This window comes from Aeromonas salmonicida subsp. salmonicida, assembly GCF_001643305.1.
In the GTDB taxonomy this organism is placed as follows: domain Bacteria; phylum Pseudomonadota; class Gammaproteobacteria; order Enterobacterales; family Aeromonadaceae; genus Aeromonas; species Aeromonas salmonicida.
Window position 1 is genome coordinate 19,262 of sequence record NZ_LSGW01000047.1, and the last position, 16,575, is coordinate 35,836.

16 protein-coding genes and 1 pseudogene are annotated in these 16,575 nt (G+C 56.9%); 5 read left to right on the forward strand and 12 right to left on the reverse strand.

The window, feature by feature from the left end:
* Positions 1-2 precede the first annotated feature (2 nt).
* The 4 genes from glmM to rlmE form a co-directional block, all read right to left on the reverse strand.
* On the reverse strand, positions 3-1,337 hold the full coding sequence (gene glmM, locus AXW79_RS05905; protein WP_005317535.1) for a phosphoglucosamine mutase: 1,335 nt from the start codon (positions 1,335-1,337) through the stop codon (positions 3-5).
* Between the two features lie 17 nt (positions 1,338-1,354).
* Positions 1,355-2,200: a dihydropteroate synthase gene (gene folP / locus AXW79_RS05910; RefSeq protein WP_043151020.1), complete on the reverse strand. Its 846-nt coding sequence runs from the start codon at positions 2,198-2,200 to the stop codon at positions 1,355-1,357.
* 62 nt (positions 2,201-2,262) lie between these two features.
* Positions 2,263-4,212: an ATP-dependent zinc metalloprotease FtsH gene (gene ftsH, locus AXW79_RS05915; RefSeq protein ID WP_005317541.1), complete on the reverse strand. Its 1,950-nt coding sequence runs from the start codon at positions 4,210-4,212 to the stop codon at positions 2,263-2,265.
* Between the two features lie 45 nt (positions 4,213-4,257).
* Positions 4,258-4,887 carry a 23S rRNA (uridine(2552)-2'-O)-methyltransferase RlmE gene (rlmE, locus tag AXW79_RS05920; RefSeq protein ID WP_005317545.1) on the reverse strand — a complete coding sequence of 210 codons (630 nt, stop codon included), beginning with the start codon at positions 4,885-4,887 and terminating at the stop codon, positions 4,258-4,260.
* Positions 4,888-4,984: 97 nt separating this feature from the next.
* On the opposite strand from rlmE, the gene yhbY reads away from it, so the two are divergent.
* Positions 4,985-5,281, forward strand: a complete 297-nt coding sequence (gene yhbY, locus AXW79_RS05925; RefSeq protein ID WP_005298134.1) for a ribosome assembly RNA-binding protein YhbY — start codon at positions 4,985-4,987, stop codon at positions 5,279-5,281.
* Between the two features lie 104 nt (positions 5,282-5,385).
* The gene (locus AXW79_RS05930) at positions 5,386-5,979 is read left to right on the forward strand and encodes a hypothetical protein (RefSeq protein WP_005317550.1); all 594 of its coding nucleotides are present in this window, start codon (positions 5,386-5,388) and stop codon (positions 5,977-5,979) included.
* Positions 5,980-6,026: 47 nt separating this feature from the next.
* On the opposite strand, the gene greA is transcribed toward AXW79_RS05930, so the two are convergent.
* The 5 genes and pseudogenes from greA to pomA all read right to left on the reverse strand — a co-directional run bounded on the left by greA (position 6,027) and on the right by pomA (position 9,659).
* Positions 6,027-6,503, reverse strand: a complete 477-nt coding sequence (gene greA / locus AXW79_RS05935; RefSeq protein ID WP_005317553.1) for a transcription elongation factor GreA — start codon at positions 6,501-6,503, stop codon at positions 6,027-6,029.
* A gap of 402 nt (positions 6,504-6,905) precedes the next feature.
* Entirely contained in the window at positions 6,906-7,283 is a 378-nt protein-coding gene (locus tag AXW79_RS05945; RefSeq protein WP_005317560.1) for a PRC-barrel domain-containing protein, read from the reverse strand.
* A 79-nt stretch (positions 7,284-7,362) separates the two neighbouring features.
* Complete coding sequence (locus AXW79_RS23285; protein ID WP_005317567.1) at positions 7,363-7,509, reverse strand: hypothetical protein; 147 nt, start codon at positions 7,507-7,509, stop codon at positions 7,363-7,365.
* 473 nt (positions 7,510-7,982) lie between these two features.
* Positions 7,983-8,895 (reverse strand): annotated as a pseudogene (locus AXW79_RS24030) (flagellar motor protein MotB).
* Between the two features lie 5 nt (positions 8,896-8,900).
* Positions 8,901-9,659, reverse strand: a complete 759-nt coding sequence (gene pomA / locus AXW79_RS05955) for a flagellar motor protein PomA (RefSeq protein WP_005317570.1) — start codon at positions 9,657-9,659, stop codon at positions 8,901-8,903.
* Positions 9,660-9,881: 222 nt separating this feature from the next.
* On the opposite strand from pomA, the gene xseB reads away from it, so the two are divergent.
* Genes xseB through dxs form a run of 3 tightly spaced genes read left to right on the forward strand, consistent with a single transcriptional unit; the run spans position 9,882 to position 12,911 of the window.
* On the forward strand, positions 9,882-10,133 hold the full coding sequence (gene xseB, locus AXW79_RS05960; RefSeq protein ID WP_005317577.1) for an exodeoxyribonuclease VII small subunit: 252 nt from the start codon (positions 9,882-9,884) through the stop codon (positions 10,131-10,133).
* Complete coding sequence (ispA, locus tag AXW79_RS05965) at positions 10,134-11,024, forward strand: (2E,6E)-farnesyl diphosphate synthase (protein WP_005317578.1); 891 nt, start codon at positions 10,134-10,136, stop codon at positions 11,022-11,024. It begins immediately after the preceding gene.
* 21 nt (positions 11,025-11,045) lie between these two features.
* Positions 11,046-12,911 (forward strand): 1-deoxy-D-xylulose-5-phosphate synthase, encoded by a 1,866-nt coding sequence (gene dxs, locus AXW79_RS05970; RefSeq protein WP_005317580.1) that lies wholly within the window; start codon positions 11,046-11,048, stop codon positions 12,909-12,911.
* 80 nt (positions 12,912-12,991) lie between these two features.
* On the opposite strand, the gene AXW79_RS05975 is transcribed toward dxs, so the two are convergent.
* From AXW79_RS05975 to AXW79_RS05985, 3 genes are all read right to left on the reverse strand, one after another.
* The gene (locus AXW79_RS05975) at positions 12,992-13,933 is read right to left on the reverse strand and encodes an ABC transporter permease (protein ID WP_011898427.1); all 942 of its coding nucleotides are present in this window, start codon (positions 13,931-13,933) and stop codon (positions 12,992-12,994) included.
* A gap of 4 nt (positions 13,934-13,937) precedes the next feature.
* Positions 13,938-14,912 carry an ABC transporter permease gene (locus AXW79_RS05980; protein ID WP_005317584.1) on the reverse strand — a complete coding sequence of 325 codons (975 nt, stop codon included), beginning with the start codon at positions 14,910-14,912 and terminating at the stop codon, positions 13,938-13,940.
* 97 nt (positions 14,913-15,009) lie between these two features.
* A complete protein-coding gene (locus AXW79_RS05985; protein WP_005317586.1) occupies positions 15,010-16,566 on the reverse strand; it encodes an ABC transporter substrate-binding protein in 1,557 nt (518 codons plus the stop codon).
* Positions 16,567-16,575 lie beyond the last annotated feature (9 nt).

Genomic DNA, 16,575 nt, shown 5'->3' on the forward strand with positions numbered 1-16,575 from the left:
CATTAAAACGCCGATTCAACCTGTTGTGCAATGCGCTGGGCCATGTCGCGCACCTGTTGCTCATGTTCACCTTCCACCATGACCCGGATCAGGGGTTCGGTGCCGGATTTACGCAGCAATACGCGACCACGGCCGGCCAGCTCCTGTTCCACCTTGGCGACTTCCTGGTTGACGGCGTCAGCCGCCAGCGGATCCTTGCCCTCGGCGAAACGGACGTTCACCAGCACCTGCGGGAACTTGCTCATGCCGGAGCGCAGCTTGGCCAGCGGCATCTCGGCGGTGCAGATGGCCATCAGCACCTGCAGGGCGGCGACTATGCCATCCCCTGTCGTGGTCTGATCCAGGCAGATGATGTGACCTGAGTTTTCACCCCCGATACGCCAGCCCTTCTCATTCATCATCTCCAGCACGTAGCGGTCACCCACTTTGGCCCGGGCAAACGGGATCCCCAGGGTCTGCAACGCCAGCTCCAGACCCATGTTGGCCATCAGAGTACCGACGACACCGCCTTTGAGGCGGCCGTTGCGCAGGGCATCACGGGCAATGATGTAAAGGATCTCGTCGCCGTCGATGATGTAGCCGGTGTGATCAACCATCACCAGACGATCGCCGTCACCATCGAATGCCACGCCCAGGTCTGCCTTGCACTCCAGCACCTTGGCAGCCAGCGCGTCGGGAGCGGTAGAACCGACCCCGTCGTTGATGTTGAGACCATCCGGGCTGCAGCCGATGGCAATCACCTCGGCGCCCAGCTCGCGGAAGACGGAGGGGGCTATGTGATAGGTTGCGCCATTGCCGCAGTCGACCACCATTTTCAACCCTTCCAGACTCAGGTTGGATGGGAAGGTGCTCTTGCAGAACTCTATATAGCGGCCAGCAGCATCCTCGATACGCACGGCTTTGCCCAAATCGGCGGACTCGACACACTTGATCTCGTGATCCAGCTCGGCCTCGATAGCCATTTCCACATCATCCGGCAACTTGGTACCGTCAGCGGAGAAGAACTTGATGCCGTTGTCATAGAAGGGATTGTGTGAGGCGCTGATGACGATACCGGCCTCAGCACGGAAGGTGCGGGTCAGGTAGGCAACGGCCGGGGTGGGCATGGGGCCCATCAGAATAGCCTTGAGGCCGGCAGCGGAGAGGCCGGCTTCCAGCGCGGATTCCAGCATGTAGCCAGAGATGCGGGTATCTTTGCCGATCAGCACCTTCTTGGTGCCCTTCTTGGAGAGCACCTTGCCTGCTGCCCAACCCAGCTTCATCACGAAATCAGGGGTGATCGGGAATTCGCCAACCTTGCCGCGGACACCATCGGTGCCGAAATACTTTCTTGCCATTATCTGTTCTCGTTTTTTTATTTGGATATGAAATCTTGTCCCGTCATTACCATCCAGCCAGCGCGCAGGGCATCCATAGTCTCTCGCACATCGTGCACCCGGATGATCCGGGCACCATGTTGCATCCCGATGAGCGCGCAGGCCAGGCTGCCGGCCAACCGATCATCAACCGGTCGGCCAAGCAGGTTGCCTATCATAGACTTTCGCGACATGCCGACCAAGAGCGGAAGCTGGTAATCGAGCAACTTGCTCTGCTGTGCCAGTAGTTGATAGTTGTGTGCCAGCGTCTTGCCAAAGCCGTAGCCCGGGTCCAGCAACAACTGCTGGCGCCGTATCCCGACGGCCAGACAGGCGGCAATACGCTCATCGAAGAAAGCCCTCACCTCCCCCAGCAGGTCATCATAATGGGGTTCCGCCTGCATGGTTCTCGGTTGGCCTTGCATGTGCATCAGACACACTGGTACGTCAGCTTCTGCGGCAACCGCCAGGGCGCCGGGTTCAAGCAGCGCCCTGACATCATTGATGAGATGGGCTCCCGCCTTGCAACCTTCGCGCATCACGGCAGCCTTGGAGGTATCGAGGGATATCATCACATCCAGCTCGGCGACCAGCCGCTCGACCACGGGGATCACCCTGTCCAGCTCTTCCTGTTCGTTCACGTCAGGGGCGCCAGAACGGGTCGACTCGCCACCAATATCGATAAGTGTTGCCCCGTCAGAGACCATCTGACGCGCATGGGCCATCGCCCGTTCAATCTGACTGAAATGACCGCCATCGGAGAAGGAGTCTGGGGTGACATTGAGGATCCCCATGACATGGGGGCGTTCGAGGGAGAGGCTGAGCCCTTTGCTGATTAGCTGCATCTTCACTTCCGTTTGCATAAAGAAAAACCCCGGGACCAGCCCGGGGTTTGCATCATTACAGTTTATTTGGCCGGGAGATCATTGGCCTTGTCGATATCGACATCAGCCACCTGCTCGACCTCGGTCACAGCCGGTTTGGCATCCTCTGCGACAGTGGCACCACCTGACGGAGTATCGCTGTGCTCATCATGCCAGTTGCTCGGAGCACGCACCTCGCGACGGGCCATCAGATCATCGATCTGCTTGGCGTCGATGGTTTCGTACTTCATCAGCGCATCTTTCATGGTGTGCAGTACGTCCATGTTGTCCAGCAGGATCTGCTTGGAGCGGGCGTAGTTGCGATCGATAACCTGCTTGACCTCTGCATCAATGACTCGCGCGGTGTCGTCGGACATGTGCTTGGCCTTGGCCATGCTGCGACCGAGGAACACTTCGCCGTCTTCTTCTGCATAGAGCATGGGACCGAGACGCTCGGACATGCCCCACTGGGTCACCATCTTGCGGGCGATATCGGTCGCACGCTCGATGTCGTTGGACGCACCGGTCGAGACCTTCTCGGCACCGTAGATCAGCTCTTCCGCCAGACGACCACCGTACAGGCTGGAGATCATGGACTCCAGGTGCTGCTTGGAGTGGCTCCAGCGATCCTGCTCGGGCAGGTACATGGTCACACCCAGCGCACGACCGCGCGGTATGATGGAAACCTTGTAGACAGGGTCATGATCCGGCACCAGACGACCTATGATGGCGTGACCCGCCTCATGGTAAGCCGTCATCTCCTTCTCGGACTCCTTCATCACCATGGAACGGCGTTCCGCCCCCATCATGATCTTGTCCTTCGCCTTCTCGAACTCGGCCATGGAAACCACACGGCGGCTCTCACGGGCAGAGAAGAGCGCAGCTTCGTTGACCAGGTTGGCGAGATCAGCACCGGAGAAACCCGGAGTACCACGTGCAATCACGGCTGCATTGACATCATCTGCCAATGGCACCTTGCGCATGTGTACTTTCAGGATCTGCTCGCGACCGCGCACATCCGGCAGACCGACCACAACCTGACGGTCGAAACGACCTGGACGCAGCAAGGCCGGATCCAGTACGTCAGGGCGGTTGGTGGCAGCGATGACGATGACGCCTTCATTGCCTTCAAAACCATCCATCTCGACCAGCATCTGGTTCAGGGTTTGCTCGCGCTCATCGTGACCACCGCCGAGACCGGCGCCACGCTGGCGACCGACCGCATCGATTTCATCGATGAAGATGATGCAGGGGGACGACTTCTTGGCCTGTTCGAACATGTCACGTACCCGGGAGGCACCGACACCCACAAACATTTCGACGAAATCAGAACCCGATATGGTGAAGAAAGGCACCTTGGCCTCACCCGCAATGGCCTTGGCCAGCAGGGTCTTACCGGTACCGGGAGGACCTACCAGCAGGACGCCGGTCGGGATCTTGCCACCCAGTTTCTGGAACTTGCTCGGGTCGCGCAGATAGTCGACCAGCTCTTTCACCTCATCTTTGGCTTCATCGCAGCCTGCGACGTCAGCAAAAGTGGTCTTGATCTGATCTTCGCTCATCAGGCGAGCCTTGCTCTTGCCAAACGACATGGCACCCTTGCCACCGCCGCCCTGCATCTGACGCATGAAGAATACCCAGACACCGATCAGCAGCAGCATCGGGAACCAGGAGATGAAGATAGAGGTCAGCAAAGACGGCTCTTCCGGCTTCTCACCCATCACTTTGACATTGTGATTGAGCATGTCGTTGAGCAGCTGGGGATCCGGCGCCGGTATGATGGTGGTGAAGCGTTCACCAGTGCGCTTGACGCCATTAATGACCTTGCCATCCATCCGCACTTCACGGATCTGCTCTTGGGTCACTTCTTTAACGAAGCTGGAATAGTCCAGCTGGCGACTGGTGGTATCGCTGGGGCTGAAGCTATTGAACACCGACATCAACACGACGGCGATGACCAGCCACAGGATTAGGTTTTTCGCCATGTCACTCAAATCAATGACCTCGCAGACTGACAGTTAACGATGAAGGTTAGGGTACTACAGTTTAAAACCGGTAGCCACAATGTAGACTTCTCGTGAACGAGCACGAGACGAGTCTGGTTTACGAATCTTGACAGCAGAGAAAAGCTTACGAATTTCATTGAGATAGGCATCGAACCCCTCTCCCTGGAATACCTTCACCACGAAGCTGCCATTAGTGCGTAACACTTGATTGCACATGTCGAGCGCGAGCTCGATCAGGTACATGGCGCGGGCCTGATCCACCTGTTGGGTGCCACTCATATTGGGCGCCATATCAGACATGACCACGTCCACCTTGTCCGGACCCACTCGATCCAGCAAAGCGCCGAGTACAGTCTCCTCCCGAAAGTCCCCTTGCAGGAAATCGACACCGGCAATGGGATCCATCGGCAAAATATCACAGGCGATGACTCGCCCATTGTCACCCACCTGCTCAACGGCGAACTGGGACCAGCCACCCGGGGCGGCTCCCAGATCCACGACCGTCATGCCGGTGCGAAGCAATTTATCCTTGCCCTGGATTTCATCAATTTTGAAAACAGCGCGGGAACGCAGCCCCAATTTCTGGGCTTTTTTGACGTATTGATCGTCGAAATGTTCTTTTAACCAGCGGGTTGAGCTGGGGGAACGTTTTTTCTGGGTCATGATTATCGACTTTAAAAAACCACAAGGGTTATTAGTATTAAGGGCTAAGTGGGGGTAGAATACGCCCCTTTCAACCCTGACTTATGAAGAAATTGCCATGATTCTCAACAATAAACAGAAACAGTACCTCAAGGGCCTTGCCCACAGTCTGAAGCCCGTTGTCCTCTTGGGTCAACATGGTCTGACCGAAGGTGTACTGGCCGAGATCGATCTGGCGCTGAACCACCACGAGCTGATCAAGGTTAAGGTTGCGTCTGAAGATCGTGAGATGAAACAACTAGTTATGGATGCAATTGTCCGTGAAACCGGCGCGGTCAAGGTACAGAGCATCGGCCACGTGCTGACCATCTACCGTCAGGCCAACGAGCCGAAAATCCAGCTGCCCCGCAAGTAACAGGAAAGAGCCTCGCTCTTTCCTTCATTTCCCTTCTTCCCAAGTCGCTTGCCAAAGTAGTCGCCAGGCCCTTAACCTGCGATGAATACTCCTGGATACCCGCTATGGATCACCATCAGATTCTCACCGAAGATGAACTGGCCATGCTACGGGACTTGGGGAGCGATCAGGAGATGGCCGCCGGACAATCCCTGAGCGGTTATCTCGCCACTCCCTTGCTCGGGCTGTTGCAACGCGCCGATCAACTGGTACTCGAAGCCCGCTTTGCCGGGCATCAACTTCGATTTCCGCTGCGTTTCACTCAGGGAGACGATGGCTTTGTCGAACCACGCATCGCCGCGCCCGTCATCAAGGAGCTGGGCTCCCCCCATCTGCGCGCCTGGCGCCTGGATGAAAAAGCCCGCTTCAAGGTAGCCGAAACCGAATATCTGGTACACAGTCTGTCGCTGGATGGGCTTGTAGTGGAAGGCTTGCCGACCAGACTGACCGTTGGCACCACTCTCAGCGGTACCCTGCTCATTCATGAACTGGCCCCTCTCCCCCTCTGCGCCGAGCTGGTCAGGCATATCCATCAGCGCAATGGCATACAGGGCTGGGCACTCCACTTCCAGATGGCCAAGCCAGACCTGGAACGACTGCGAAGCTGGATGTTCCAGCGCCATCAGGATGCGTTCACCCAGGCTTACCAACCCCGCTAAATACAAACAGGGGAGCCGTGCTCCCCTGTTTCAGGCATCACCTCATATCAGAGGTAGGCGACGGCCAGGATCTCGTATTCCACATCGCCAGCCGGTGTCTTGACGATGACGACATCGTCCACTTCCTTGCCGATCAAGGCTCGGGCAATGGGCGAGTTCACGGAGATCATGTTCTGTTTGATGTCCGATTCGTCGTCACCCACGATACGGTAGACCACTTCTTCTTCCGTCTCGCTCTTGAGCAGAGTCACGGTTGCACCGAAGATGACGCGACCATTGTTGGCAATCTTGGTGACATCGATCACCTGGGCATTGGAGAGCTTGCTCTCAATTTCCTGAATGCGACCTTCACAGAAACCTTGCTGCTCACGGGCGGCATGGTATTCGGCGTTTTCTTTCAGATCGCCATGTTCACGGGCATCTGCAATCGCTTCGATTATCTGCGGACGAAGCTCGCTCTTCAGATAGTCGAGTTCTTCACGCAGCTTTTCCGCGCCGCGAACAGTCATCGGAGTATGATTCATAGTCGAAACCTGGGTTGCTTGAAAAAGAGAAGCTGCGGCAATCAAAGAGAGCCGCAGCTATCGGTTCGGATGGGGCATCTTAATATGAAGCCAGCACAAAATCCATGTCAGTCCCTGCGAGCGGGATCGCGCTTTAGCGTACTGAATGCCGCGAAGATCGTGAAGAAAAGCGAGGTAACTGAGGCAGCCAAGGCGATCTTTGCCCTGGCTGCAATATTTTCATTTTGCTTGTTTGATCAGATCCACCACAGCATCGAGCCTTGTCTCCTGCCTAAGTGGAATAATGCTTAGAGGCACTTCCAGGCTGTGTTCTCATCTGATTATCGGCTGATAGGATTCACAACAAGCATCAGCATCAGCATCAGCATCAGCATCAGCATCAAACAAGATTGCAACATGGCGTCAGGATCTGGTGTTGTAATAGTTGTTGATGCTCTTTTCCCAAGAAGTATCAGCCATGTCGGGCCAGTTATTACTATCAAACCCCGGGGCATTCTTCATATGTTCTTCATCGGTATCCATGACAAAGCATTTCTTTTCAGTATCGACCTTCAGGGCGCGCCACGGCACTGCAAACAGCTTTTCGCCGAGACTAAGAAAACCGCCGAACGACAGCACTGCGTAGCAAACCTTGCCATTGTCAATGTCCAGCATGAGCTCCTTGATAGAGCCCAGCTTTTCACCCCTCGGGTTGTACACATCGTTGCCATTGAGCGTACTGGCACTGAGTACTCTTGGGCCAAGCGGGCGGCCGGTATTGGTTACATTGGTATCGATCATTTGATGCTCCTGACATTATTTGGCAAATAACGGGATGGGAGAAGAGAGTTGACCACTGAGTGGCCAACGCGTTGACGGTTCATTTTCCCTTTTTGGCATCCTTGCGATCTTCTGCAGTGACCCGATCTTTACCAGTGGATTTTTGAGCAGCGCCGGTCGATTCCTTGTCACTCTTCCCTTTGCCTTTGCTCTCTTCGCTACGACCCTTGAGTTGATCCTTGTTCATGGTGAACTCCTGATAGTGATATGAATGAGGGCGCGAGAACCGGAAATGGAAATGGGATCCTGCACCAGCCATCATGAGCATAAATCGAGCAGAACAGGGGGTCTGTACGCTGACATACATAGAAAACAGGGTTTGTAAGAGCACTGAATAATTGACGCCGTGGATCCAGCGGCGGGCAGGGAAGGCATGAACTGGCTTGAATCAATGCCAATGATGGCGATCCTCAGCGGCGCAAGCTCTCGCAGCCTCGAGAAGCCGATCAGCGCGACGACAACTATGTTGCCGCCGGATTGGCGGATCAGGTGATGACAGAAACAAAAGATTGATAGCAATTCAATCTGCTGCTCACGCCCAATATCCTTGGCAAGTCGCCATCACAAAGCGGTTGAGCGGCACTTCAGTGCGGCCCTAAAAGGAAAACCGCGGCTATCGGGGATAACCGCGGCAAGCGGAAGTGGACTTCCTGGTGAACACTACTTGGGATCAGAGACGCCAATCGGGGCCGACACTGTCGGTTTGCCCTGCATGATGGAGATCTCCACTCGCCGGTTCATACGCCGATTGTCCGGATTGGTGTTGGGCACCAGGGGCTGGGAATCCGCCATGCCTTGCACCACCAAGCGTTTACCATCAAAGCCAGGAACCTTGATCATCTGGTGAGCCACCGCCACCGCACGCTGGGATGAGAGATCCCAGTTCGATTGAAACAGCTCATTTTCAGTCGCTATGTTGTCGGTATGACCCGACACGGTTATCTCACCTGGCACATCTTTCAACAAGCTGGCGACTTTGCGAATAACCGGCCAGAACTGGGGTTGCAAGAAAGCTGAGCCGGCCGGGAAGGCGGCTTTCTCACGGATCCGTGATGATAATCTGCTGACCCAGGGCCTCCACCTCAATGGCACCATCCTGAATCTGGGCTTTCATCTGCTCGGCCAGCGCCTTGGCCAGGGCATTGGACTGCTCCTGCTGCTTTTGAACCTCTTGCTGCTTCTGCGCCTCTTGCTGGGTATCACCACCGCTCAGCTGCCCTTCAACCTTGTCGTGGCCACCCGCCTGATCGGCATCGCCGGGCTGAAAATCCAGCTCGGTCTGGGTCATGTCGATGGTCTGCTGCATGATAGTATCGATGGGGGTCGGTTCGGGACGACCAGGTCTGAACTCCAGCGCAATGACAGAGGTTCCTTTGGGGATATCTTTCACCTCCAGAATGTTTTGTACGCCGAATGCCTTCTCCATGGAGCCTGCGATCTGCTTGAACTTCTGTACATCCATCTCGGCAAAGGAGAGCAGCAGCACGAAGAAGCACATCAATAGCGACATCAGATCGGCGAAGGTCCCCATGTAACCGGGCAGACCAGGTGGCGGGCACTTGCACTTAGCCATGGGGATTACTCGCTGCCATTGTTGCGTTTGGACTGGTTCAGGTAATTTTGCAGCATTGACTGGATTACCCGCGGGTTCTGTCCATCCTGAATGCCCATGATGGCGTCCAGCACCAGGCAGCGGCTCAGTTGCTCTTCACCGCTGCGCAACTCCAGCTTGTCGGCGATGGGGATCGCAATCATGTTGGCCTCGATGGCGCCATACAACGTGGTCAGCAAGGCTACCGCCATGGCCGGACCGATGGATTTGGGGTCACTCATGTTGGCCAGCATGGCAACAAGGCCCACCAGGGTACCTATCATGCCCATGGCAGGGCCCAGATCTCCCAGCGCCCGAAAGACCTTGATGGCGATGACATGGCGCTCCGCGGTCAGCTCTATGTCTTTCTCCAGCACGGCGCGGATGACATCCGCGTCATGACCGTCCACCAGCATATCGATGCCTTTTTTCATGAAGGTGTTTGGTACTTCGGCGGCTTCCAGCGCCAGAAACCCCCCTTTGCGGGCGGCATCAGCCAACTCGACCGCCTTGATAATGAGGTCATCCAGCTTGTCGCCCTTGTAGAGGAACGCCTTGCCAGCAATCTTGAACGCCATCAGAAACTGACCGATGTTGAACTTCATCATGGCGATGAAGATGGAACCCAGAATGGTGATGTAGACGGAGGGCATATCGATGTACATGCTCATGGGGCCCCCCAGCAGCATACCGTACACCACCACCCCAAATCCCAGCACTATGCCAATCAGACTACCTAGATCCACGTCCCTACTCCCCTGTCAGCTGAAATTTGTTATATCTGTAGTTTGTTGAATTTTCTGCTATTGGCTCGTCAGCGGCAAGGGCCACCACATTTTTCCTTACCAACAAGATGACTTATTATCGGCCACTTTTCCGAGAGTTTAAGCCGACCGCACTTTTCTGCCTCCCCCCTGTGCGTCGTCGATGTTAAGATAAGCCGTTTTTTTCAATCCCCGAGGATGAACATGGCCAGTAAGAAAATCGACCGCCTGAGTTTTGATGCCACTCTGGAAGAGCTGGAAACCATAGTTCATCAACTGGAACAAGGTTCCTTACCGCTGGAAGAGGCGCTCAAGCAGTTCGAACAGGGCGTCCATCTGGTACGGGCTGGCCAGCAGAAGCTGGAACAGGCCGAACAGAAGATCCAGATCCTGCTGACTCAGGCCGATGGCACTGAGCAAGCAGTCCCCTTCCAGCCAGAGCAAGGAGAGGAATGAGTGACGCTGGACGATTTTTCCCGTCTGCATCGGCAACGTATTGACGACTGTCTGTCTGCACAACTTGAATCCTTGCCCGCCATGGCCCCGCGTCTGCGCGATGCCATGCGCTATGGCCTGCTGCTCGGCGGCAAGCGGGTGCGCCCCTTCCTGGTCTATGCCGTGGGCGAGATGCTGGGCGTCAAACGCGAGCTGCTGGACGGCCCTGCAGCGGCTGTGGAGTGCATCCATGCCTACTCGCTGCTGCACGACGATCTGCCCGCCATGGACAACGATGATTTGCGTCGTGGTCAACCGACAGTACACAAGGCATTTGATGAAGGCACCGCCATCCTGGCCGGTGATGCCTTGCAGACCCTGGCCTTCTCCATTCTGGCAGATCATCCCCTGCCCGACCGGCTTCTGGCCAACCGGGTACGTATGCTGAGCACACTGGCCCGCGCCTCTGGCTACCTTGGCATGTGTGGCGGACAGGCACTGGATCTGCAGGCCGAAGGCCGCCAGATCAGCCTCCCCGAGCTGGAGCAGGTGCATCGCCACAAGACTGGCGCCCTGATCGAATGCGCAGTGGCACTCGGTGCCCTGTGCAAGGCCGACGTAGACGACACCACACTGGCGGCGCTGCAAACATACGCGGCAGCCATAGGGCTCGCTTTCCAGGTACAGGATGACATCCTCGACATCACAGGGGATACAGTGACACTGGGCAAGCCACAAGGCTCTGATCTGGCACAGGAAAAAAGTACCTATCCGGCCCTGCTCGGACTCGACAATGCCCGTGAGCTGGCTCGCGAACTGCACGGTAAAGCCTTAACAGCCTTGCAATCTTTGCCCTACAATACCGACATTCTGGAAGCGTTTGCCGATTACATCATTGAGCGAACCCACTAAACGCTGGATAACAGTAACAATATGAGCGTTGATATAAGCAATTTCCCCAACCTGGCCCTCGCGGATACGCCGGTCGAGTTGCGATCCCTGCCCTTCGAACGGCTGCCGCTGTTGTGCAACGAACTGCGTGAATATTTGCTGCGTTCGGTGAGTCGCTCCAGTGGTCATCTCGCCTCCGGGCTCGGCACCGTCGAGCTGACGGTCGCGCTGCACTACGTCTATAACACCCCGTTCGATCGGCTGGTGTGGGACGTGGGTCATCAGGCCTATCCCCACAAGATCCTGACCGGGCGTCGCGACCGGATGCAGAGCATTCGTCAGAAAGACGGCCTGCACCCCTTCCCCTGGCGCGGCGAGAGCGAGTATGACGTGCTCTCGGTCGGTCACTCCAGCACCTCCATAGGTGCGGCGCTCGGCATGGCCGTTGCCGCCGAGAGCGAGGGCCTGGGTCGCAAGGTGGTGGCAGTGATTGGTGACGGCGCCATCACCGCCGGCATGGCATTCGAGGCGCTCAATCACGCCGGCGATGTCCACAAGGACATGTTGGTGGTGCTCAACGACAACGAGATGTCCATCTCCGAGAATGTGGGGGCGCTGAACAACCATCTCGCCCGCATCATGTCTGGCAAGCTCTACACCACCATCCGCGAGGGTGGCAAGAAGGTGCTGGCGGGGCTGCCACCGGTCAAGGAGCTGGCCAAACGGGCCGAAGAGCACCTCAAGGGCATGGTAGTGCCCGGTACCCTGTTTGAGGAGCTCGGCTTCAACTACATAGGCCCCATTGACGGTCATGACATTGAGGCGCTGGTCGAAACCCTGCGCAACATGCGCAATCTCAAGGACCCGCAGCTGCTGCACGTCAAGACCAAGAAGGGCAAGGGCTATGAGCCTGCCGAGAAAGACCCCATCGGTTATCACGGTGTGCCCAAGTTCGATCCGGACGAATGCACATTGCCCAAAGCGAGTGGCGGCAAGCCGAGCTTCTCCGCCATCTTCGGCCAGTGGCTGTGCGACATGGCGGCGAAAGACGAGAAGCTGGTCGGCATCACCCCCGCCATGCGCGAGGGCTCGGGGCTGGTCAAGTTCAGCCAGCAGTATCCGGATCGCTACTTCGATGTGGCCATCGCCGAACAGCATGCGGTCACCTTCGCCGCCGGCCTAGCCATCGCCGACAAGAAACCTGTGGTTGCCATCTACTCCAGTTTCCTGCAACGGGCCTACGACCAGGTGATTCATGACGTGGCGCTGCAGTCATTGCCGGTGCTGTTTGCCATCGACAGGGCTGGTCTGGTAGGCGCCGATGGGCCAACCCATCAAGGGGCATTCGACATCAGCTTCCTGCGCACCGTGCCCAACATGGTCGTCATGACCCCGTCCGACGAGAACGAGTGTCGCCAGATGCTCTACACAGGCTATCAGTGCAACCAGCCAGCTGCGGTGCGTTATCCCCGTGGCAGTGGCACAGGTATCGAGGTGCAGACCGAGATGCAGGTGCTGGAACTGGGCAAGGGGCGCATCGTCCGCAACGGCAAAGGCACCGCCATACTGGCGTTCGGTACACTGCTGCAGCAGGCCAGGGCTGCCGCCGAGGCACTTGATGCCACTCTGGTGGACATGCGCTTCGTCAAGCCAATGGATGAGGCGCTGGTGCTGTCGCTTGCCGCCAGCCACGACCAGTTCGTGACCATAGAGGACAACGCCATCATGGGCGGTGCCGGCTCTGCTGTGAACGAGCTGCTGATGCGCAACAAGCAGTGCAAACCGGTGCTCAATCTGGGCCTGCCGGATCGCTTCGTGGAGCAAGGCACCCAGGAGGAGATCTATGCGCTGCTGGGACTCGACAGCACGGGCATTCAAGCCAGCATCGAGGCCTGGCTGCAAGCCTGACGCAAGCACTGGCTGCAATCGCAAGCAATAAAGAAGGGCGCCTTATGGCGCCCTTCTTTTGTTTTCACTTCTGACCCGAGTCAACCCTTGTAGATCTTGGGGTTAAACACATCCCTCAGCCAGTCACCCAGCAAGTTGATGACCAGCACCAGCACCACCAGACAGATGCCGGGGAAGGCGGTGATCCACCAGGAGCCCGAGAAGATGTAGTTGAAGCCGACACTGATGAGCGAGCCCAGCGAAGGTTGATCCACCGGCATCCCCAATCCAAGGAAGGAGAGTGCCGCTTCGCTCATGATGGCGTTGGCCACCTGAACGGTGGAGATCACCAGGATGGGCGACAGGCAGTTCGGCAGTATGTGACGGAACATGATGCGCGGGGCACGGAACCCCATCACCTTGGCCGCTTCCACATATTCCTTCTTCTTCTCGGCAAGCACAGAGGCACGCACAGTCCGCGCATACTGGGGCCACTCGGCAATGCCGATGATCACCACCAGCATCAGGATGGCAAACTTGGAGTAAAACTCAGAGCCAAACGTTGCCTGGAAGATGGCGGAGATGATGATGGCCACCATCATGGTGGAGAACGACAGTTGCACGTCGGCAAAGCGCATCAGCAGGCTGTCGATGCGACCACCGAAGTAACCGGCGATCAGACCGATGACGATGCCGAGCACCAGTTGCAACCCCACCGCGAACAGACCGATGGAGAGCGAGATGCGGGCACCATAAAGGATGGTGCTCCAGATATCGCGCCCCTGGTTGTCGGTGCCGAGCCAGAAGCGCTCTTCGCCACCATCCAGCCAGGAGGGTGGCAGCTCCGCATCCATCAGATCAAAGCTGGTTTGGTCATAGACGTTGTGCGGTGCCAGCCAGGGCGCCAGCAGCGCCGCCAGCACGAACACCACAAACACCGCAAAGCTGAACATGGCTACCTTGTCCCGCAGGAAGTAGTAGACAAAATCAGAGTTCTTGAATCGAGCCCAACGGCTTGGGCTTGCAGTTACAGCGTTACTCATGCGCTTACCCCTTGGCGGTCAGGTTGACGGTCGGGTTGATGAACCCGTAGAGCAGGTCGACCAGGGTATTGGTCACCACGAAGATAAGTCCCACGAAGATGACGTAGGCAGTGATCAGCGGCGTATCCACTCTGTGGATCGCCTCAAGGAACAGGAAACCGGTTCCCGGCCACTGGAACACGCTCTCGGTCAGTATGGTGTAAGCCACCATGGTGCCGATCTGCACGCCACCGACGGTAATCACCGGCAGCATGGTGTTTTTCAGAGCGTGCTGGTAGTAGACCTTGTTGTTGTCCAGCCCCTTGGCACGGGCAAACTTCACGTACTCGGATGAGAGCTGCTCCAGCATCTCGGAGCGTACCAGCCGGATAAACAGCGGCAGCATGATGGAGGAAAGCGACACGGCCGGCAGGATCAGGTGCAGGATACCGTCCCAGGTGAAGAAACCCGACTCCCAGCCCAGCACATTGGCGGTCTCGCCACGGCCATAAGCCGGCAGCCAGCCAAGCTGGATGGAGAAGAGGTACATCAACATGATGGCGGTCAGGAACACAGGGATGGAGATACCTATGCTGCTCACGGCCATGATGATCTTGGTCAGGATGCTGCGCGGGCGGATCGCGGAGTAGACCCCAAGCGGAATGGAGACCACTACTATGATCACGGCGGCGCCAAACACCAGCTCAAGCGTCGCTACCAGCTTGTCGAGGATAACCTCGAGGGCCGGTCGCTTGAAGAAATAGGAGGTGCCCAGATCCCCATGCACCGCATTTTTCAAAAAGCGGCTGTATTTGATGAGGAAAGGATCGTTCAGGCCCATCTTCTCGCGCAATTCGTGACGCTGGGCTTCGGAGACGGATTGTCCCACCAGCTCGCGCAACGGATCCCCCAGGTTGTCCTGGATGGAGAAGGCGACCAGGCTGATGACGAACATCACTATCACGGCCTGATAGAACCGTTTCAGCAGGAATGTAAACATGCTTGTCCTTCTACGTGGCCTGTGTCTTGGCACAGGCTTCTGTTAATGGCGGGGGTCGCCACAGGCTACCCCCGCTCAGTCCTTCCTTGCGACTCGCTTACTTGCCGACCACCAGATCGCCGAAGTAAGGGAAGTTCATTACGTTGACGATGGGCTTGATGTCGGCGTTTTTCTTGGCGCCATACGCCAGATCTTCCCAATGGAGCGGCACATAGGCTGCGTCGTCGATCAGCATGGCTTCCACCTTCTGCAACATGGCAGCACGCTTGGCCGGATCGGTTTCGGTGTTCGCTTCCATCACCATCTTGTCAGCTTCTGCGTTGGCATAGCCCGCGCAGTTGTACTGACCCATGCCGGTCTTGGCATCCTTGGTGAAAGTCAGGAATTCGAAGAAGTTGGCACTGTCTTCGGTATCCGAGTGCCAGCCGATCAGCTGCATGTCAGCGGCGCACTTGTCAAACTCGGGCCAGTATTGCGCCACCGGCATGGTCTTCAGATCCACCTTGATGTTGATCTTGGCCAGCATGGCGGAGACAGCCTGGGCAATCTTGACGTCGTTGACGTAACGGGCGGCCGGAGAGATGAAGCTCATCTTGAAGCCCTGCTCGTAGCCCGCTTCCTTCATCAGCGCCTTGGCTTTGGTCAGATCATACTGGGGCTTGAGCGCTTCGTTATGACCGGCATAGCCTTTCGGGCTCAGCTGGCCAGCGGGGGTACCGAATCCCTTGTTGATCTTGTCGACGATACCCACCTGGTTGATAGCGTAATTGATCGCCTGACGAACTCGCTTGTCTTTCAAGGCCGGGTTGGTGTTCTGGTTCAGCTCTATGATGATGGCGCGAGTACCGGACAGGGTCACCAGCTGGGTGTCCTTGCCATTCTTGACGCGCTCCAGATCGTTCGGAGCAACCGGATAGATGACATCCACGTCCCCGCCCAGCAAGGCGGCAACACGGGTCGCATCTTCCTTGATCGGTACCACGGTCAGGTTGTCGACGTTGCCCTTGGAAGCCTTGTCCCAGTAGTTGGCGTTGCGGGTGTACTCCAGCTTGACGCCCTGCTCGCGGAACTTGACGCTGAACGGACCTGTACCGGAGACATTGGTAGAAGCATAGGAGTCGCCGTTCTTGACGATCTCGGCCTTGTCTTTACCTGCTTCTGTCTTGCCGGTATAGAACTTGGAGTCCATCGGGAAGATATAAGTGACGGTCTGCAGCACCAGCGGGAACGGCTTGGCGGTGATCAGATCGACTGTGTAGTCATCTACCTTTTTCACTTCGGCGATAGGATCGAAGATGGCCTTGAAGTCGACGGAGGATTTCAGGCGATTGATGGTCCAGACAACGTCATCGGCAGTGAAGTCGTTGCCGGAGTGGAACTTGACGCCCTTGCGCAGATGGAAGCGGACAGTCTTGTCGTCGATACGCTCGAACTTCTCGGCCAGACGTGGCTCGAATTTCAGATCCTGGGTGTAACGCATCAGGGGATCGAACACCAGGTGCGACATCTCCAGGGTCTGGCCGGAGAGCTGCTCCTGCGGGTCCAGCGAGGTGGCATCCGATGCAACGGCGACCTTGATGTCGACGGCAGAAACGTTAAAGGCGAGGCCGGCGGCGAACAGCGCCATGGCGATCTTGGATAATCCTTTCTTCATGTCTTTCTC